We start from the raw sequence: 17,102 nt of genomic DNA, 5'->3' as shown, positions 1-17,102 counted from the left end.
TGGGTCGACGATGGAACACACCGGGTACGGCGTGGCGGACACCGACAGCGTCCCGTGGCTCAGAGCGACGGGACGAACCGGAACAGCAGGAACGCGGCGACGGTCGCCAGCACCGGGACGAGGTTCTGCATGGCGATGACGCGGGCGGTCTCGCGGGGCTCGAACAGGTCGCTCGTGGCCGGCAGGTCGTCCGGATCCTCGTCGCCGATCGCCGGGATGTCGGCGGTCTTGCCCTCCTCGACGCCCTTCGGGTGCGGGTTGGAGACCGTCGGGACGGTCTCGTCCTCCGCCTCGGCGGCGAGCGCGCCGACGCTGGGTCGCTGGGGCCGCTTGGGCCGCTTCCCCTCGACGGTGTCCGCGAGACGGACGGTCCGTGTCGCCCTGCCCCAGCCGAGACCGACGATGCTCATCGTCGCGACGACGACGAAGCTCGCGGGGATGCCGATGACCGACAGGGCCGTGATGATGCTCGCGCTCACGACCTCGACGATCAGCGCCGCCAGCAGCGGGAGGTCGGTGAGGTCGCTGCCCATCGTGTCGAGGGTGCGACGGGCGATGGTGAACGCGCCGACGCCGATGGCGGCCCCCGCGAGCAGGATACCGGGCGTCATGCCGAGGTAGCCGCTCCCGACCAGCGGCGCGATGGCGTTGGCGACGTTCGACGCGCCCGCGGAGAACGCCATGTAACAGCCGATGACGATGACGAGGAGGGTCCCGACGAGCTCCCGGCGGGTCGTGCCGGGCCCCATGACCGGCCGGGGGATCGACCCCGAGCGGTCGAGTCCGACGAGCGCCCCCTCGGTCTGGCCGACGGCGAACCGTTTGACGAGACTGGGGTAGAGGTAGCGACCGACGACCGCGCTGACCCAGAACGCGGCGACCGGGGCGACCACCCAGTAGCCCACGATGGTCACCATCACGTCCCAGTCGAGGTTGCCCTGTGCCAGCCCGAGGCCGGCGATGGCTCCCACCCCGGTCATCGACGTCGACGCCGGCACGCCGACGAGGTTCGAGAGGAACAGGGCGAAGCCGATGAAGAAGAGGACGGCGATGCTCGCCTCCAGCGTGAACGCCGACGACGGGACGATGCGACCGCCCATCGTGTCGACGACGTTCCGCCCGACCGTGAGCCCGCCGAGCAGGGCGAACGCCGTCATCAGGCCGGCGGCACCGGCCTTCGAGACGACGCCGCTACCGACCGCCGGGCCGAAGGCGACGCCGGTCGAGGAGCCACCGATGTTGAACCCGACGAACGCCGCGACGACGAGACCAACGAGGAGGAGTGTTTCGACCACAGAGGGTTGTGAGGCTCGATGCCACTTAACGGATTCCTTCGGGACCGACGCCCGAACCGCTGTGACGGAGCGCCAACCGCGGTACTTACCTCCCGGGGTCGCCCAGTCCGAGGTATGTTCCCGGAGTTCGAGGTCGTCCCCGCAGTCGACGTACAGGACGGCGAGGTGGTCCAGCTGGTCCAGGGCGAGCGCGGCACCGAGAAGACCTACGGTGACCCCGTCGAGGCGGCCGAGCGGTGGGTCGACCAGGGGGCGGCCACCCTCCACCTGGTCGACCTCGACGGCGCGTTCGAGGGCGAGCGCGCGAACGCGCCGGCCATCGACGCCATCCTCGACGCGGTCGACGTGACCGTCCAGCTCGGCGGCGGCATCCGCACCGCCGCGGACGCAGTCGCCCTGCTCGAGCGCGGCGTCGACCGGGTCATCCTCGGCACGGCGGCCGTCGAGAACCCCGACATCGTCGCCGAGATCAGCGAGCAGTACCCCGACGGCGTGCTCGTGAGCCTCGACGCGAAGGGCGGGGAGGTCGTCGTCTCCGGCTGGACCGAGGGCACCGGGCTCGACCCCGCCGAGGCCGTCGGCCGGTACGAGGAGCTGGGCGCGGCCGGCATCCTGTTCACCGACGTCGACGTCGAGGGGCGACTCGACGGCGTCCAGACCGAACCCGTCCGTCGGCTGGTCGACGCGGTCGACATCCCGGTCGTCGCCAGCGGCGGCGTCGCCACGCTCGGCGACGTGCGCGCGCTACGTGACGCTGGTGCGGCGGCCGTCGTCGTCGGCAGCGCGCTGTACGAGGGCCGGTTCACGTTGCGCGAGGCGATGGCCGCGGTCGAGTCGTCGTAGTCGAACCGCAGGAGTCGGGGAACCACCGCTGTCGGGCGGTGGAAACGTGGTGTGGTGTTGGTGTGGGAGGAGGGCGGTTGGTTCAGGGCGGCCCCGGGACGGATGCGCGGTCAGTCGTCGCTCCGGTCGCTGCGGTGACCGTGACCGACGACGAGCGTCCCGAGGTTCAGCCCGAGCAGTACGAGGAACGCCTGCGTCTCCGCGGGCGAACTGATACCCGACACGAGCAGCGAGAGGTGCGCGAAGGGCAGCACGACGGCGAGCCAGAAGCACGCCATCCGGAGCTGCGCAACGAACGCGCTCACGCTCAGTCGCTCGCTGACGGGGCTCGGAATCGAAGGGAGTTGGTTTGGAGTTGCGGGGGCCATATCGGGGACACCTGGTTCGCATCCACTCCTACAACCGGGACCACCATATAACGGGCCGAGCCTTTCGGCTATTTCGACCCGTTTCATCGCGACTGGCGACGTTTTTCGAAGCGTCGAGAGGCGTTTTGACGTTTTACAACCGCTCCTGAGGTCGTAACTCGAGGTCGTGAATCCCTCCTCGGTTCCCCGGGTCCACGGGCGTTCGAAGCGTCAGCAGGGCGGGCCATCCGGGGTGGTACGCACAACCAACCGTCGCGGGCGTCGTCGAGCGACGGGCGGAGGTCGGCCTGCGGCGAGCGCAACTGCTTTGGCCACCCGACGGTTGGGTTGCGGTATGAGCGACCGAAGCGCGGCCGTCTCGCGGGAGACTGCCGAGACGGAGATCGACCTGACCCTCGTCGTCGACGGCGACGGCGACAGCGAGGTCGACACCGGCGTCGGCTTCTTCGACCACATGCTCGCGTCGTTCGCCAAGCACGGGCTGTTCGACCTGACCGTCCACTGCGACGGCGACACGGAGATCGACGACCACCACACCGTCGAGGACGTCGCCATCGTCCTCGGCGAGGCGTTCGCGGAGGCGCTGGGCGACAAGCGCGGCATCGTCCGCTACGCAGACCGGAAAGTCCCGCTCGACGAGGCGGTCGCGGGCGTCGTCGTCGACGTCTCGGGCCGCCCCTACTTCGCGTTCGACGGCGAGTTCTCGCAGGAGCGCGTCGGCGAGTTCACCAGCCACATGGCCGAGCACTTCGCGATGTCGCTGGCGATGAACGCCGACCTGACGCTGCACTGCGAGGTCGACGGCGACAACGCCCACCACGAGGTCGAGGCGCTGTTCAAGGCGCTGGCGCGCTCGCTGGACGACGCGACGCGGGTGGACGAGCGCCGGAGCGACACGCCGAGCACGAAGGGCGAGCTGTAGGCCGAGTCGACAGTTCTTTCGCGTCGCCTGTCGTCGGTCCGGACAGGTATGTTCGACGAGATCATGGAGAAGTTCGAGGGCTCCCCGAGCCAGCAGGCGGTCATCCGACTGCTGCTCGAGCGCGGCTTCTCCGTGAACGACGAGGGGCGGGTGGTCTCCGGCGGCATCGAGATCCCCAACACGGGCATCGCCCGCGAGATCGGCGTCGACCGGCGCGTCGTCGACTCCACGACGGACGCCATCCTCGACGACGAGGAGCTGCGGCGCATCTTCCAGAACATCTCGCAGGTGCCCAGTCTGATGGACCTCGCGCCCGTGCTCGACCTGACCGTCCTCACCGTCGAGGTGTCCGACGCCGAGCAGAAGGGCATCGTCTCGCAGGTGACCGGCCTGCTCGCCGAACACGACATCTCCATCCGACAGACCATCAGCGAGGACCCCGAGTTCACCGACGACCCGAAGCTCCACCTCGTCACCGACGAACCCCTCCCGGGCGACCTCATCAACGAGATCCGCGCGCTCCCGTTCGTCCGGAAGATAGAGCTCCAGTAGCGCCGAACCGACGCGCTATTGGGCTCGGCGACCGGAGTGCCGGTATGGACGAGAACGTCGAGGTCGCCCTGCGCTTCACCGCGGCGCAGCTCGCGGCCGCGACCGCGGGTATCCACCTCTGGATCGGCCTCCCCCGGCAGTACCTCTACCTGCAGGCCGGGACGCCGTTCACCGACCCGCGACAGACGCTGTTCGTGCTCTCCTCGCTCGCGGTGCTCGTCGGTATCGGGCTGGCCGCCTACGGCCTCCGCCGGGACTACGTCTACGGTCTGGGCATCGTCCTCGCGCTCTCGTATCTCGTCGGCTGGCTGCTGCTCGGCGGCCACGCCGAGGGCAACGAGGTCATCGCCTACGCCTGGGAGTCCACCGGGCACAGCCACGGTACACCCCTCACCACGCTCGTCGAGCACCTGCTCGGCGACTGGCGGCTCGTGACGACCAAGACCATCGAGGCCCTGCTGCTCGGCATCCTCTCGGTGCTGCTGTACCACGAACGCTTCGGCGACGACGCGGCCGACGGCGCGACCGACGACGACGCCCGCGACGCCGACGCGGAGGCGGCCCCGTGACCGGGGACACCTACCTGACCGTCGCCGAACCCGCCCGCACCTCCTTCACCGTCCAGGGCTCGGAGTTCATCGGCCACGTCAGTCCCGTCGAGAGCGTCGCCGCCGCGGAGGAGTTCATCGACGACATCCGCACGGAGTACGCCGACGCGACGCACAACGTCCCGGCCTACCGCGTCCGCACCGACCCGTTCCGCGAGTGGTCGAGCGACGACGGCGAGCCCTCCGGCAGCGCGGGGAAACCGGCGCTCAACGTGCTCCAGGGGCAGGACGTCGAGAACGTGGTCGTCGTCGTCACGCGCTACTACGGCGGGACGAACCTCGGCGTCGGCGGCCTCGTCAGCGCCTACGGCCAGTCGGTGAAGGACGCGCTCGACGCCGCGGGCGTCGTCGAGGAGCGCCCCCACGAGGCCGTCGCTGTCACCGTCGAGTACGACGACTCCGGCACCGTGCGGGGCATCCTCGAGAGCGCCGACTGCGAGTTCGACGCCGAATACGCCGAACGCGTCAGCTTCGACGTGCGGGTGCCCGTCGCCGAGGCCGCGGCGCTCCGTGACCGACTCCGCAGCGCGACGAGCGGGCGCGTGGAGCTGTCGTAGGCCGACGTGTTTCTCCGAACCGAACGCCTAACCCACCCCCAGCCAAAGTCGCGCCCATGGATTCAATCGATGCGAGCGACTTCCACGGGCTCGCGAGCGTCTCCGAGCCGCGGGTCGCGCCGGGGGGCGAGCGGGTGGCGTACGTCCGCAACGTCCCCAGGGACGACGAGGAGTACGAGGCGACGGTGTACGTCGCACCGGTCGGGGGCGACGAGCCGCGACGGTTCACCGTCAGCGAGGGCGTCGACGCCGCGCCGCGCTGGTCGCCGTCGGGTGACCGGCTGGCGTTCACGAGCACCCGTGGCGAGGACGACCGGAGCCAGCTCTGGGTCGTGCCGACGGACGGCGGCGAGGCGCGGCAGGTCACGTCGGTCGCGGGCGGGGTCGCGTCGCCGACCTGGAGCCCGGACGGGAGCCGGGTCGCGTTCGTCCAGCAGGTGTCGCCGGAGGATCGCGAGGCGGACCGGGACCGGTGGGTCGACGGGGAGTACGAGCCCGGGGAGCCGGACCCCCGCGTCATCGACCGGACGGTGTACCGGGCCGACGGACGCTACTTCGACGGGAAGCGGCCGCAGGTGTACGTCGTGGACGTGGACGCGGTGGACGACGTCGGGAGCGACGGCGAGAGCGCGGGCGACGCCATCACGCGACTCACCGACGCCGACGCGGACCACTTCTCGCCGACGTGGGTCGACGACGAGACACTGTACTTCGGTCGGCGGGTTCCCCGCGAGGGCGAGACGGACGCCGACGACGCCATCCGGCTCGAGCTCCGGACGTGCGACCCTGACGAGCCGGACGGCGACGATCTGCTCACGCGCGACGAGGGCTGGGGCGGGCTCGTCCGGGCGGCGAGCGACGGGCGGGTGGCGTACTTCCAGTCGCCCGAGGAGCGCTCCACCCTGCAGCAGACCGAGGTCCGCGTGTACGACCCGGCGAGCGACGAGACGCACACGCCGACCGCGGGCATGGACCGGACGATGGCCTACCACGCGGTGCTGGAGTGGGGGGCCGACGAGGAGCGGCTGTACGTCACCACGCCCGACGAGGGGTCGGTGGTGCTCCGGCGGCTCCCCTGGGATGCCGACGACGGTGACGACGCGCCGGACCCGTCGACCGTCGTCGCGGGCGAGGGGATGGACGTCGACGCGGCCCACGTCGGCCGGGACGTGCTCGCCTACACGGCCAGCGAGTGGGACCACCCCGGCGACGTGTTCGTCTCCACGCCGGGCGGCGGCGAGGGAGCGCGGCTCACCCGGGTCAACGCCGACGTGCTGGACGGCGTGGCGGTGCCACAGCCAGAGGAGTTGCGGTTCGGGAACGGCGAGGGCGACGAGATACAGGGCTGGCTGCTGACGCCGCCCGACGCCGACGGCGAGAGCCCGCTCGTCGTGAACGTCCACGGCGGCCCGCACATCATGTGGTCGGAGTCGGGGACGATGTGGCACGAGTTCCAGTCCCTCGCGTCGGCGGGCTACGCCGTCTTCTTCTGCAACCCCCGCGGGTCGGCGGGCTACGGCGAGGCGTTCATGCAGGCCATCGAGCGCGACTGGGGCGACGTGACCGGCGCGGACGTGCTCGCCGGCGTCGAGCACGTGACCGGGCGCGACGATGTCGACGGCGGGAACGTCTTCCTCACCGGCGGCTCCTTCGGCGGCTACCTCTCCGCGTGGCTCGCCGCGACCAGCGACCGGTTCGACGCGACGGTCGCCCAGCGCGGCGTCTACGACCTGCTCGGGTTCTACGGCTCGACCGACGTCGCGTACCACCTCGTCGAGGGCGACTTCGGTACCGACCCGTGGGACGACCCCGCGTTCCTCTGGGAGCACTCGCCGGTCGCCCACGCCGACGACATCGACGCGCCGACGCTCGTGCTCCACTCGGAGAACGACTTCCGGGTGCCCGTCGACGGCGCGGAGTTCCTCTTCCGTGCGCTCAGGAAGACCGACACCGACGCCCGGTTCGTGCGCTACCCGCGCGAGGGCCACGAGCTCTCCCGCTCCGGCGAGCCCGGCCACGTCGTCGACCGCATCGAGCGCATCCGCCGCTGGTTCGACGGCTACAGCGACCACCGCGATGTCCCCCCGGCGCTGGAGCGCGAACCCGGTGCGGGGCTGTCGGCGGGTGACGCCGACGGCGACGGGGACGCCTGAGGTCCGCGCGGACCCCACCACGAGTGCGCGGGGCGCTTTCGATGTCAGGCCACCCACTTTCCCGCCCCTCCACCGTACGTCGACGTATGACGGACCCTGATTCCGAGCGTCCCCGCCTCAACGCGTACGGCAAGCTCGCCGTCGCGTGTGTCCTCGGCAGCGTCGGCAGCCTCGTCCTCGGTGCGCCGGCGTCCCTCTCCGCCGGCCTCTTCGGCCTCGCCGCCCTCGTCATGGCGGTCGCGATGGGGAAGAATGCACGGTCGAAGGAGCGACCAGCGTCCGACGACGACTCGGGGACCGACGAGACGGAGATGAAGGCGAAGGCGATGGTCGGCGGGGAGGCAGGACACGGGTGAGTCCCCGGCGACCGTACCGCCGGCCGGCCGACGTCGACGCTCGCGCCAGCGTGGCTACTCGCCCGCGAAGTCGACACCGGTGACCTCGAACCGTGCACCGCCGTCCTCGCTCTCGGTCGCCTGGACCGACCAGCCGTGTGACTCCGCGACCTGCTGGACGATGCGGAGGCCGAAGCCCGTGCCGTCCTCCCTGGTGGTGTAGCCCGCCTCGAACACCTGTTCGCGGTCGTCGGGTGGGATACCCGATCCGTCGTCGGCGACGTAGAAGCCGCCCTCGACGTCGCCGACGGTCACCGTCACGCCGCCCCCGTCGCTCGGCTCCGTCCCGCCGTTCGTGGCACCGTCGGCCGACTCCCGTCGGCCAGTCGTCGAGGCGTGTTCCACACAGTTCCGGAACAGGTTCTCGAACAGCTGCCGGAGGCGTCCTTCGTCGGCGCGGACCGTCGCTTCGGTCTCGACGACGAGCCGTCCGTCCCGGGTGTCGACGGTCTGCCAACAGCTCTCGACCAGCGCGTCGAGGTCGACCGCCGTGAGGTCAGTCGGCGTCTCGCCCTCGCGTGCGAGCGTGAGGAGGTCCTCGATGAGCGCCTCCATCCGGTCGTGGGCGCGCTCGACCCCGTCGAGGTACTCGCTGTCGCACTCCTCGGCGACCAGTGCGAGGTTCAGGCTCGCCACGTTCAGCGGGTTGCGGAGGTCGTGGCTGATGACGCTCGCGAACTCCTCCAGCCGTTCGTTCTGGCGCTCGAGTTCGGTCTGGCGTGCCTCGAGGTCGGCCCGCTGCTCCTGGGACTGGAGTGCCGTCTCCCCCGCCGTGGCCAGGATGCGTGCCAGGAACTCGTCCGTGTCGCCGAGCGCCCGCGGGACGGTCTCGCCGACGGAGATGGTGCCGAACTCGCCCATCGGGAGCAGCATGAGACTGCGCAGCCCCGTGCCACGGTCCACCGAGTCGTCGAGCGACTCGATGTCGTCGATGATCCGTACCGCGCCGGACTCGTAGACCTCCCAGTTGAGGCTCCCGTCCGCCGGCGTGAACACCTCCCGCTCCGGGAAGATGTCCCCGACCGCCTCCGTCTGCGCGACCGGCACCAGCCCCCCCTCGTCGGGGTCGTACAGCCGCACGACGGTGAGCGAGAAGCCGAGTATCTCCTCGGCGGCCTCGGCGATGCGCTCTGTTACCTCCCGGGTCGAGTCGGCACGGATCAGGTCGCGCGTGGCCTCGTGGAGCAGTCTGAGGCGGTTCTGCCGGGTCCGGAGCGTCTGCTCGCGGGCGACACGGTCGAGCGTCGCCTCGAGGTTGTTCGCCAGGATCTCGGCGAGCAGGCGGTCCGTGTCGGTGAACGCATCGCGCTCCCGCGAGGAGATGATGAACACGCCGTGCTCGCCGAGCGGGTGGATGGCGACGCTCTCGGCGGGACTCTCCTCGGTCACCCGGTCCGAGGCCGAGAGCGACCCGATGTACACCGGCTCGCCGCTGTGGTAGACGTCCCAGGCGAGTGCCTCCCGCGAACCGGGGACGCCGTCCCGCTCGAACCGCGGCAGGTCCTCGAACACGTCGGGGATGGACTCCGCGACCGCGCTCGGCTCGAGCGCGCTCCCGTCGTCGTTCACCAGGTGCACGCCGCTCAGCGGGGCACCGATTATCTCGTCGGCGGCCGCGACCGCGTGGCAGGTGCTCTCCTCGATCGTCTCGGTGTACATCAGCTCCTGGGTGCGCTCGCGGAGCTGCTCCAGCTTCCGCTCGCGTTCGACGCGCTCCGAGACGTCGCGGCTGATGGCGACGAACCGGTCCGCCCCCTCGAGGTCGAGCCGCTTCACGTGGACCTCGACCGGGAACGTCGAGCCGTCGCGCCGCTCGTAGACGCCGTCCAGTCGGCGGCTGTCGCCGACGGCCATCCCGTCCCAGAGATCGGCGGCCTCCGCGGGCGAAAGTGCCCGGTCGAGCTCCCAGACCTTCATCTCGGTGAGCTCGTCGTGCTCGTAGCCCGTCGCCTCGCACAGCTTCGCGTTCGGGTCGATGATGGAGCCCGAGGCGTCGTGGACGTTGACCATGTCGGGGGAGTCCTCGAACAGCACCTCGAGCCGAGCGGTGGTCTCCTCGAGCCGTCGCCGCCGTCGCTCGGCCTCGCTGGCCGACCGGCGGGCCGCCACGGCGTTCCCGATGCGGTTCGCGAGGATGGCGTACTGGTCGCTGCCGGTCCCCTTCTGGAGGTAGTCGGTGACGCCGGCCGAGATGGCCTCGCTGGCGACCTCCTCCGAACCCTTGCCGGTGTAGAGGATGAACGGGAGCTCCGGATGGTGCTCGCGGACGGTTTCGAGGAACTCGATGCCGTTCTGCCCGGGCATGTCGTAGTCCGAGACGACGCAGTCCACGTCGGCGTCCTCGAGCAGCGCCAGTCCCTCCGCGGCGCTCGCGGCCGTCCTGACGGTCATCCGCTCGTCCTCGCTACGGAGGAACGTCGCGACGAGTTCGGCGAACGCCGGGTCGTCGTCGACGTGGAGGACGTCGATGGTCTCGCCTGTACCTGTCATGTGGACCAGTGGTTCCGTGCCGTATCTGGGGGCGGCTAGTGTAAAGAGGTACCCGCCGGCCCCGGCGCTCAGGTGCCATCGTCCCCCCCTGGCTGCGGGATCGACCGGCCGGGAAGCACCCCGCGTACCGTCGCCGAACAGAGGTACGTTTCGACCGGAGAATCAGCCGCGCTACCCGGCCCCAGTCGTGCGGTTCGGAGCCGAAACGAAGGGGTTCGGCTCGGCGGTCGCACGCACGGTCCACGACTGCTCCGGAGCGGTCCGGTCGTCTCCGGAGCCCTCGGTCGGGTCGTTTCGTCCGGAGCATCTCCACGGCGTTGCCGTCGCCTGCGTGCGGGTTCGAGGCGAAGCGAGGGGGTTCTAGTCGACGATGATGTCGTCGTCGTCGATGTCGACCGACGAACCGTCGTCGGTCCCCATCTCGTGCTGGTAGCGGTCGATCCAGTCCGCGAAGCAGTCGGGGCAGAGTCGCTGTGCGTCGATCTGCGTACGGTCGACCGCCAGCTGGACGGTCCGCGAGAGCGCGTCGCTGACTGGCTCGCCGCAGTCGTCACACGGGTCCTCGGTCATGCTCTGGTCGTCACACTCGGCGGTTAAAGGCGTTCAGGTCCTCACGTCGTGCGGAACGCGCGGTCGCCCGCGTCGCCCAGCCCGGGGACGATGAAGCCGTTGTCGTCGAGGTGGTCGTCGATGGCGACGGTGAGCAGGTCGGCCTCGGGGAACTGCTCGCCGACGCGGATGAGTCCGTCGGGCGCGCTCACAGCCGAGAGCACGATGAGGTGCTCCGGGTCCGGTGCCTGCTCGGTGACGTGGTCGAGGACCGCGTTCATCGTCGAGCCCGTCGCGAGCATCGGGTCGGCGACGATGACGGTGTCCTCCTCGTTGATCTCGGGCAGCTTCACGTAGTCGATGGTGATGGGGAACTCGCCCGCCTCGTTGCGGCCCGCCTCCTCGTCGCGCGAGGCCGAGATGACGCCCTGTCGGGCGCGCGGGAACGCCTTCAACAGCCCCTCGACGAACGGCGTCGCGGCACGCAGGACGTTGATGATGACCACGTCGTCGAGTCCCTTCACGCGCTCGCCCATCGTCTTCTCGAGCGGCGTCTGCACCTCGACGTACTGTGTCTCCATCCGACCGTCGATGATCTCGTAGCCACAGATGCGGCCGAGCTTGACCAGGCCCTTCCGGAACGCGACCTGTTCCGTCTCGACGCTGCGGAGCTTCGTGAGCGTGTCCGTCGCCAGTGCGTGGGTGACGAGGTACGCGTCGCCGCGGTCTTCGATAGTCATACACCCAACAGCGCGGGCGAACCTGTAAAATCGTTCGATTCGCGCCCTGCTACTCCGTGACTCCCTGGAAAGTTTATCACGAACGGGGCCATATGCCGGTGCAAGCCGATGGAAGAGAGCATCTCCGGGTTCAAGATCCGCGGAACCTGGCCCGAGGTCGTCGAACACGGCGAGCGCATCACCCGCGCCCTGCGCGACCTCGACGTGAACGACGGCGAGCACGCCGACGCGTTCGCCGAGTGGAACGAGTGGCGACCGAAGGCCACCGAGGACATCGACGAGGACGTCAGCGAGAAGACCGCAGAGCAGGCCAGCGTCGGCGAGGGGCAGGGAGAGAAAGCAGGCAAGCAACCCAACGAGGACGTCCAGACCGCCGGCGAGAAGCTCTCGCAGTCCTACGAGAAGCTCGAGGACGGCGACGCCGACTCGGCGGTGGACAAGTGGAACGAGTCCATCGGGTACGTCGCGCGCGCCGCCGACTCGGCCGGCCGGAAGGCCCTCCGCAAGGTCGAGGACACCGTCTACCAGCGCGTGATGACCCAGCTCGCGCCCTACTACTTCGACAACGAGCTCGTCAGCGCGAACCTCCAGCAGTCCGCCGGCGAGGACGACGAGTTCATCTTCGAGGTGAACGTCAACGACGAGGACCTCAAGGGCGAGGTCGGCGACCGCCTCTACGAGTACGAGGACACCGTCGACCGGTGGCACGTCGACGTCGAGAAGGACACCACACACGTCGAGGCCGCCGAGGGCGTCGAGCCGCCACCGTCCGAGGACCGGTCGAAACCCTCGACGAACTGAACGGAGCGTCGATACCCCTATCTTCACGGCGAGTTCGCGCCGTCCGACCGCATCACTCGAACCAGCACCGACACCCTGGAGGCGACACCCACTTATAGCCGCCAGCCGAGGCTCCGAGCAATGGTAGGTGCCGCGACGGTCGCGACGTTCGTCGTCGCGGGACTGGCGAGTCTGTTCATGGCGTGGTCCATCGGCGCGGGCTCCTCCGGGTCGACGCCGTTCGCGCCGGCGGTCGGGGCGAACGCCATCTCGGTGATGCGGGCGGGCTTCTTCGTCGGTATCCTCGGGTTCGCCGGGGCCGTACTGCAGGGCCAGGGCGTCACGGAGGCGGTGGGCAAGGAACTCGTCGGCGGCGTGACGCTGTCGGCCGAGGCCGCCACCGTGGGACTGCTCGTCGCCGCGGTACTGGTCGCCATCGGCATCTTCGCGGGCTACCCCATCGCCACCGCGTTCACCGTCACCGGCGCGGTCGTCGGCGTCGGCCTCGCGATGGGCGGTACCCCGCAGTTCGCCAAGTACGTCGAGATAACGACGCTATGGGTGCTGACGCCGTTTCTCGGCGGGGGAACGGCGTACGCCACCGCGCGGGCGTTGCGGGGCAACGCGCTGAACGAGGGCTGGCTCGTGCCCGGGCTCGCCGGGCTCGTCGGTGCTATCCTCGCGAACGTGGAGTTCGCCCTGCTCGGCCCGCCCGACGGGAGCGCGTCCATCGCGGCGACGCTCGCGCCCGTCCTCCCGCTGCCCGGCCTCGCCGCGACAGTGCTGGTCACCCTCGGCATCGCGCTGGCCGTCGCGCTGGTCCTCGCCCGCGACGTGGCCCGGGACCAGGCGGGTGCACAGCGGCGCTTCCTCCTCGTGCTCGGCGGGCTCGTCGCCTTCTCCGCGGGCGGGAGCCAGGTCGGGCTCGCGGTCGGCCCGCTCGCGCCGCTGCTGTCGGAGTTCGACGTGCCGCTCGTGGCGGTGCTCGTCGGCGGCGGGGTCGGCCTGCTCGTCGGCTCGTGGACGGGTGCGCCGCGGATGATCAAGGCGCTCTCGCAGGACTACTCCTCGCTCGGGCCGCGTCGCTCCATCGCCGCGCTCATCCCGAGCTTCGCCATCGCACAGGTCGCCATCTTCTTCGGCATCCCCGTCTCGTTCAACGAGATCATCGTCAGCGCCATCATCGGCAGCGGCTACGCGGCCGGCGGGGGCGGCGTGAGCCGGGAGAAGATGGTGAATACGGTGCTCGCGTGGGTCGGCTCGCTCGTGCTGTCGTTCGTCGTCGCCTACGTCGGCTTCCTCGCCGTCGATGCGCTGTTGCTCTGAGCGACGGGGACACGAAGAACGTCGAGTCGACTACTCCGGCTGGAGCTCGTCCGGCTCGGCGTCGACGTCGTCGCCGTCGCCGGACTCCCCGCCGCCGTCGTCGATGCGGGTGAGGAGCGCCTTCATGATGCGGGTGTTCTCGACCTGCTCGACGGTGATCTCGATCCCGTCGTAGGTGATCTGCTCGCCCTCCTCGACGAGCCGGCCCGCACGGTTGAAGATGAAGCCGGCGATGGTCTCGAACTCCTCGCCCTCGGGGAGGTCGATGCCCATCGCCTCGTTGACGTCCTCGATGTTGAGCTCGCCCTTGACGATGAACGTGTCGTCGTCGACCTCCTCGATGGGCTCCTCCTCCTCGCCTTCGAGGATCTCGCCGACGATCTCCTCTATCATGTCCTCCATCGTCACGAGGCCCTCGGTGGTGCCGAACTCGTCGATGACGATGACCATGTGCATGCGGTTCTCGCGCATCTCGGCCATCAGCTCGTCGACGTTCTTCGACTCGGGGACGTGCAGCGTCGGCTGGATGAGGTCCTCGAGCTCGATGTCGTCGGGCTCGGTCTCGCCGTAGTTGTTGTCGCGGACGAGGTCGCGGATGTGGACGACCCCGATGACGTTGTCGAGGCTGCCCTCGTACACCGGGACGCGGGCGTGGCCGGAGTGGATGGCCGTCTCGATGGCCTCGTCGATGGCGGCGTCCTTCGGGACGCCGGTCATGTCCAGCCGCGGCGTCATCACCTCCTTGGCGATGGTGTTGTTGAACCGGAAGATGCGCTGGAGCATCTCGCGCTCCTCCTCCTCGATGACGCCCTCGCGCTCGCCGGTCTCGATCATGTTCTGAATCTCGTCGCGGGTCACGTAGGAGCTCTCGATGGCCGACCGGCCGCCGGTGACCTTGTTGACGATGCGGGTGAGGTAGTCGAAGATGAGGATGAGCGGGAGCAGGACGTACTCGGACCACTTCAGCGGGCGGGCGATGCGCAGCGCCCACGACTCGGTGTTCTCGACCGCGTAGCTCTTGGGTGCGCTCTCGCCGAACAACAGGACGAGGGCGGTGATGGTGAGCGTCGCGACCGCGACCGCCGGCCCCTGGTCGAGGTAGATGGCGAACAGCCCCGTCGCGATGGACGACATCGCGATGTTGACGAGGTTGTTCCCGACGAGGATGGTGACCAGCAGGCGGTGCGGGTCGTCCTTCAGCTCGGCGACGGTCGCCGAGCCCGGCTTCCCCTCCTCGCGCATCGACTCGATCCGGTGCTTCGCGAGCGAGAACATCGCGATCTCCGACGAGGAGAAGAACGCCGAGAGACCGATGAGAATCCCGATGGTCACGACACCGAGCACCGTGATGACGGGCTCCGAGAGATTGACGCCGATTATCGGAACCTCGTACAGTGCGGGGGGCTCCACGGACGCGAGACTAGGCAATGAACCCATTCGACACTGAGGCTTGGTAGCCCCCGGGATTAACTCTTTTCTTGTTTCCTGACCGGTTCGACGGAATCGAGGCCGCTGCCGCGAGCGAAGCCCTTTCGGAGCCGACGCGCCTACCTGTGTGTATGTCCGAGGCACCACCCATCACACTCTACCGGCTCCAGGCGTGCCCGTTCTGCGAGCGTGTCGTCCGCGTACTCGACGAGTACGACCTCGACTACCGCTCGCGATTCGTCGAGCCGTTGCACTCCCGACGGAACGTCGTCAAGCGCGTCTCCGGCAAGCGAACCGTGCCGGCCATCGTCGACGAGAACACCGGCGTCACGATGTCCGAGAGCGCGAACATCGTCGACTACCTCCACGCGACCTACGGGGGTGAGGCCTGATGGAGCTCGAGTTCGACGTGGTCGACCTGCCCGAGACGGAGCACGTCGCGGTCGACGAGACGGCACCCGACTTCACCCGTCCGCTGGTGAACGAGGAGTACTGGGAGGACGTCTCGCTCTCGGACCTGACCGACGAGGGGCCGGTGCTGCTCGTCGCCCACTCGATGGACGGGGCGTTCCCGGCGACGTACGTCTGGAACGAGATCCGCGACCGCGAGTGGGGCGAGCGCTTCGACGCGCAGGTCGTCGGCATCTCGGTCTCGGACCCGTACGCTCACAAGCGGCTCATCGAGGAGCGCGGCATCGACCACGCCCTGTTCTCGGACCCCGCCGCCGGCGTCGCCGCCGAGTACGGCATCGAGAACGACCTCGACGGGATGGCCGGCGTCGCGGAGTTCCGGCCCGCGGTCTTCCTCGTCGACGGGGACCGCACGGTCCAGTACGCCTGGGTCGCCCGCGAGTGGCCCGACTTCCCCGACTACGACGCGGTCGAGACCGCGCTCGACGAGCTGTAGGCCGGTTCGGGGATTCTGACACGCTTTTAGGCTCCCCCGGAGTAGCTCCCGCCATGACCGACGTGGCACACGCCGGCGAGGTGGTCCGCGAGGGCGGCCTCGTCGTCTACCCGACCGAGACGGTGTACGGACTCGGTGCCGACGCGCTCGACCCCGACGCCGTCGAGCGCGTGTTCGAGGCGAAGGGACGGGCCCGCGACAAGCCCGTCTCCCTCGGCGTCCCCGACGTCGAGACCGCGACGGAGCACGTGCTGGCGACCGGGCGCGAGGAGTCGTTCATGGACGAGTTCCTGCCCGGCCCGGTGACGGTGCTCTGCCAGCGCCGCGAACACGTCCCGGACGTGCTGACCGCCGGTCGCGAGCAGGTCGGCGTCCGTGTGCCGGACCACGCGACGGCGCTGGCGCTGTACCGGGCCGCCGGGACGCCGGTCACGGCGACGAGCGCGAACCTGAGCGGGCGACCGAGCGTCACCGACCCCGCAGACCTCGACGAGGAGTTCCTGGAGCGGGTGGACCACGTCGTCGACGACGGCCCGACCGACGGCACCGAGAGCACCGTCGTCGACGTCGAGACCGGCGAGATCCACCGCCGCGGCGCGCTCGCCGACCGCATCGAGGACTGGCTGGCCGAGGAGTGACGGCGAGCCACCGGCGATGACCGGGCGAGGCCAGCAACCGTCAAGGCGACTGAACTCGTAGCCACCGCATGACCAGCATCGACGACCCGCGAATGGTCCACCGTGACGGGTTCACCGTCGTCGGGCTCTCGACACGCGCGACCGACCAGACCGACCTCGGCGCACACTGGAGCGAGTTCGACAGCCGCCACAGTTCCTACACCGACCGCATCGACTCCGACGAGGCGTTCGGCGTCCTGTTCGACTTCGACGACGGGACCGGCTCCTTCACGTACCTCGTCGGCGTCGAACCGTCGAACGGGACGGAGATCCCGCCGACGCTCGACCGGGTCGAGGTACCCGGCGGGAACTACGCGGTGTTCACCGTCGGGCTCGACGAGGTCGAGACGCTGATGGACTACGTGTACGACGAGTGGTTCCCGTCGGTGGAGTTCGAGCGCACCGACGACCCCGAGTTCGAGTACTACGGTCCCGACTTCGACCCCCGCGACGGCGATGCGACGCTGGACGTGTACGTCCCGGTCGCCGACTGAGCGACCGGTATCGTGGCG

Annotated in this window: 19 protein-coding genes; 13 read left to right on the top strand and 6 right to left on the bottom strand. The window is 69.7% G+C overall.

Annotation, left to right across the window (positions count from 1 at the left end; all coding sequences use genetic code 11):
- Positions 1-59 precede the first annotated feature (59 nt).
- Entirely contained in the window at positions 60-1,295 is a 1,236-nt protein-coding gene (locus tag NO345_RS00800; RefSeq protein WP_256295828.1) for an inorganic phosphate transporter, read from the bottom strand.
- A gap of 114 nt (positions 1,296-1,409) precedes the next feature.
- On the opposite strand from NO345_RS00800, the gene hisA reads away from it, so the two are divergent.
- Entirely contained in the window at positions 1,410-2,138 is a 729-nt protein-coding gene (gene hisA / locus NO345_RS00795; RefSeq protein ID WP_256295827.1) for a 1-(5-phosphoribosyl)-5-[(5-phosphoribosylamino)methylideneamino]imidazole-4-carboxamide isomerase, read from the top strand.
- Positions 2,139-2,248: 110 nt separating this feature from the next.
- On the opposite strand, the gene NO345_RS00790 is transcribed toward hisA, so the two are convergent.
- Positions 2,249-2,506 (bottom strand): DUF8028 family protein, encoded by a 258-nt coding sequence (locus tag NO345_RS00790; protein ID WP_497007327.1) that lies wholly within the window; start codon positions 2,504-2,506, stop codon positions 2,249-2,251.
- 334 nt (positions 2,507-2,840) lie between these two features.
- Here NO345_RS00790 and hisB point away from each other — a divergent pair, with 334 nt between their 5' ends.
- The 6 genes from hisB to NO345_RS00760 all read left to right on the top strand — a co-directional run bounded on the left by hisB (position 2,841) and on the right by NO345_RS00760 (position 7,654).
- Positions 2,841-3,428 (top strand): imidazoleglycerol-phosphate dehydratase HisB, encoded by a 588-nt coding sequence (gene hisB / locus NO345_RS00785; RefSeq protein ID WP_256295825.1) that lies wholly within the window; start codon positions 2,841-2,843, stop codon positions 3,426-3,428.
- A gap of 48 nt (positions 3,429-3,476) precedes the next feature.
- Positions 3,477-3,980 carry a TrpY family transcription regulator gene (trpY, locus tag NO345_RS00780; protein WP_256295824.1) on the top strand — a complete coding sequence of 168 codons (504 nt, stop codon included), beginning with the start codon at positions 3,477-3,479 and terminating at the stop codon, positions 3,978-3,980.
- 44 nt (positions 3,981-4,024) lie between these two features.
- Complete coding sequence (locus NO345_RS00775; protein ID WP_256295823.1) at positions 4,025-4,549, top strand: hypothetical protein; 525 nt, start codon at positions 4,025-4,027, stop codon at positions 4,547-4,549.
- Entirely contained in the window at positions 4,546-5,145 is a 600-nt protein-coding gene (locus tag NO345_RS00770; protein ID WP_256295822.1) for an IMPACT family protein, read from the top strand. Before NO345_RS00775 ends, NO345_RS00770 begins: the two co-directional genes overlap by 4 nt.
- Before the next feature lie 56 nt (positions 5,146-5,201).
- Positions 5,202-7,298, top strand: a complete 2,097-nt coding sequence (locus NO345_RS00765) for a S9 family peptidase (protein WP_256295821.1) — start codon at positions 5,202-5,204, stop codon at positions 7,296-7,298.
- 86 nt (positions 7,299-7,384) lie between these two features.
- Entirely contained in the window at positions 7,385-7,654 is a 270-nt protein-coding gene (locus tag NO345_RS00760; RefSeq protein ID WP_256295820.1) for a hypothetical protein, read from the top strand.
- A 54-nt stretch (positions 7,655-7,708) separates the two neighbouring features.
- On the opposite strand, the gene NO345_RS00755 is transcribed toward NO345_RS00760, so the two are convergent.
- From NO345_RS00755 to upp, 3 genes are all read right to left on the bottom strand, one after another.
- Positions 7,709-10,183, bottom strand: coding sequence for a hybrid sensor histidine kinase/response regulator (locus tag NO345_RS00755; protein WP_256295819.1), 2,475 nt, complete (start codon positions 10,181-10,183; stop codon positions 7,709-7,711).
- 360 nt (positions 10,184-10,543) lie between these two features.
- Positions 10,544-10,753, bottom strand: a complete 210-nt coding sequence (locus tag NO345_RS00750) for a DUF7569 family protein (protein ID WP_256295818.1) — start codon at positions 10,751-10,753, stop codon at positions 10,544-10,546.
- A 41-nt stretch (positions 10,754-10,794) separates the two neighbouring features.
- The gene (gene upp, locus NO345_RS00745) at positions 10,795-11,472 is read right to left on the bottom strand and encodes a uracil phosphoribosyltransferase (RefSeq protein WP_256295817.1); all 678 of its coding nucleotides are present in this window, start codon (positions 11,470-11,472) and stop codon (positions 10,795-10,797) included.
- Between the two features lie 108 nt (positions 11,473-11,580).
- Here upp and NO345_RS00740 point away from each other — a divergent pair, with 108 nt between their 5' ends.
- Positions 11,581-12,273, top strand: coding sequence for a DUF5828 family protein (locus NO345_RS00740; RefSeq protein ID WP_256295816.1), 693 nt, complete (start codon positions 11,581-11,583; stop codon positions 12,271-12,273).
- A 120-nt stretch (positions 12,274-12,393) separates the two neighbouring features.
- On the top strand, positions 12,394-13,578 hold the full coding sequence (locus NO345_RS00735) for an inorganic phosphate transporter (RefSeq protein ID WP_256295815.1): 1,185 nt from the start codon (positions 12,394-12,396) through the stop codon (positions 13,576-13,578).
- A gap of 30 nt (positions 13,579-13,608) precedes the next feature.
- Here NO345_RS00735 and NO345_RS00730 read toward each other — a convergent pair whose 3' ends face one another.
- Entirely contained in the window at positions 13,609-15,015 is a 1,407-nt protein-coding gene (locus NO345_RS00730) for a hemolysin family protein (protein WP_256295814.1), read from the bottom strand.
- Positions 15,016-15,137: 122 nt separating this feature from the next.
- On the opposite strand from NO345_RS00730, the gene NO345_RS00725 reads away from it, so the two are divergent.
- The 4 genes from NO345_RS00725 (at position 15,138) to NO345_RS00710 (ending at position 17,084) form a co-directional block, all read left to right on the top strand.
- Positions 15,138-15,398 (top strand): glutathione S-transferase N-terminal domain-containing protein, encoded by a 261-nt coding sequence (locus NO345_RS00725; RefSeq protein ID WP_256295813.1) that lies wholly within the window; start codon positions 15,138-15,140, stop codon positions 15,396-15,398.
- Positions 15,398-15,913: a redoxin domain-containing protein gene (locus NO345_RS00720; RefSeq protein ID WP_256295812.1), complete on the top strand. Its 516-nt coding sequence runs from the start codon at positions 15,398-15,400 to the stop codon at positions 15,911-15,913. The genes NO345_RS00725 and NO345_RS00720 overlap by 1 nt, the downstream gene beginning before the upstream one ends.
- Before the next feature lie 53 nt (positions 15,914-15,966).
- Positions 15,967-16,551: an L-threonylcarbamoyladenylate synthase gene (locus tag NO345_RS00715; protein WP_256295811.1), complete on the top strand. Its 585-nt coding sequence runs from the start codon at positions 15,967-15,969 to the stop codon at positions 16,549-16,551.
- 68 nt (positions 16,552-16,619) lie between these two features.
- Positions 16,620-17,084, top strand: coding sequence for a GyrI-like domain-containing protein (locus tag NO345_RS00710; RefSeq protein ID WP_256295810.1), 465 nt, complete (start codon positions 16,620-16,622; stop codon positions 17,082-17,084).
- Positions 17,085-17,102 lie beyond the last annotated feature (18 nt).

Source organism: Haloarchaeobius salinus (genome assembly GCF_024464185.1).
Lineage (GTDB): Archaea > Halobacteriota > Halobacteria > Halobacteriales > Natrialbaceae > Haloarchaeobius > Haloarchaeobius salinus.
The sequence above is the reverse complement of the archived record's forward strand: the minus strand, read 5'-3'. Positions and strand labels throughout refer to the sequence as shown.

Bases quoted from the DNA above. Each gene is read 5' to 3' on its own strand.
- hisA (WP_256295827.1), top strand. From the start codon at position 1,410: ATGTTCCCGGAGTTCGAGGTCGTCCCCGCAGTCGACGTACAGGACGGC.
- NO345_RS00790 (WP_497007327.1), bottom strand. From the start codon at position 2,506: ATGGCCCCCGCAACTCCAAACCAACTCCCTTCGATTCCGAGCCCCGTC.
- hisB (WP_256295825.1), top strand. From the start codon at position 2,841: ATGAGCGACCGAAGCGCGGCCGTCTCGCGGGAGACTGCCGAGACGGAG.
- trpY (WP_256295824.1), top strand. From the start codon at position 3,477: ATGTTCGACGAGATCATGGAGAAGTTCGAGGGCTCCCCGAGCCAGCAG.
- NO345_RS00775 (WP_256295823.1), top strand. From the start codon at position 4,025: ATGGACGAGAACGTCGAGGTCGCCCTGCGCTTCACCGCGGCGCAGCTC.
- NO345_RS00765 (WP_256295821.1), top strand. From the start codon at position 5,202: ATGGATTCAATCGATGCGAGCGACTTCCACGGGCTCGCGAGCGTCTCC.
- NO345_RS00760 (WP_256295820.1), top strand. From the start codon at position 7,385: ATGACGGACCCTGATTCCGAGCGTCCCCGCCTCAACGCGTACGGCAAG.
- NO345_RS00755 (WP_256295819.1), bottom strand. From the start codon at position 10,183: ATGACAGGTACAGGCGAGACCATCGACGTCCTCCACGTCGACGACGAC.
- NO345_RS00750 (WP_256295818.1), bottom strand. From the start codon at position 10,753: ATGACCGAGGACCCGTGTGACGACTGCGGCGAGCCAGTCAGCGACGCG.
- upp (WP_256295817.1), bottom strand. From the start codon at position 11,472: ATGACTATCGAAGACCGCGGCGACGCGTACCTCGTCACCCACGCACTG.
- NO345_RS00740 (WP_256295816.1), top strand. From the start codon at position 11,581: ATGGAAGAGAGCATCTCCGGGTTCAAGATCCGCGGAACCTGGCCCGAG.
- NO345_RS00735 (WP_256295815.1), top strand. From the start codon at position 12,394: ATGGTAGGTGCCGCGACGGTCGCGACGTTCGTCGTCGCGGGACTGGCG.
- NO345_RS00730 (WP_256295814.1), bottom strand. From the start codon at position 15,015: ATGGGTTCATTGCCTAGTCTCGCGTCCGTGGAGCCCCCCGCACTGTAC.
- NO345_RS00725 (WP_256295813.1), top strand. From the start codon at position 15,138: ATGTCCGAGGCACCACCCATCACACTCTACCGGCTCCAGGCGTGCCCG.
- NO345_RS00720 (WP_256295812.1), top strand. From the start codon at position 15,398: ATGGAGCTCGAGTTCGACGTGGTCGACCTGCCCGAGACGGAGCACGTC.
- NO345_RS00715 (WP_256295811.1), top strand. From the start codon at position 15,967: ATGACCGACGTGGCACACGCCGGCGAGGTGGTCCGCGAGGGCGGCCTC.
- NO345_RS00710 (WP_256295810.1), top strand. From the start codon at position 16,620: ATGACCAGCATCGACGACCCGCGAATGGTCCACCGTGACGGGTTCACC.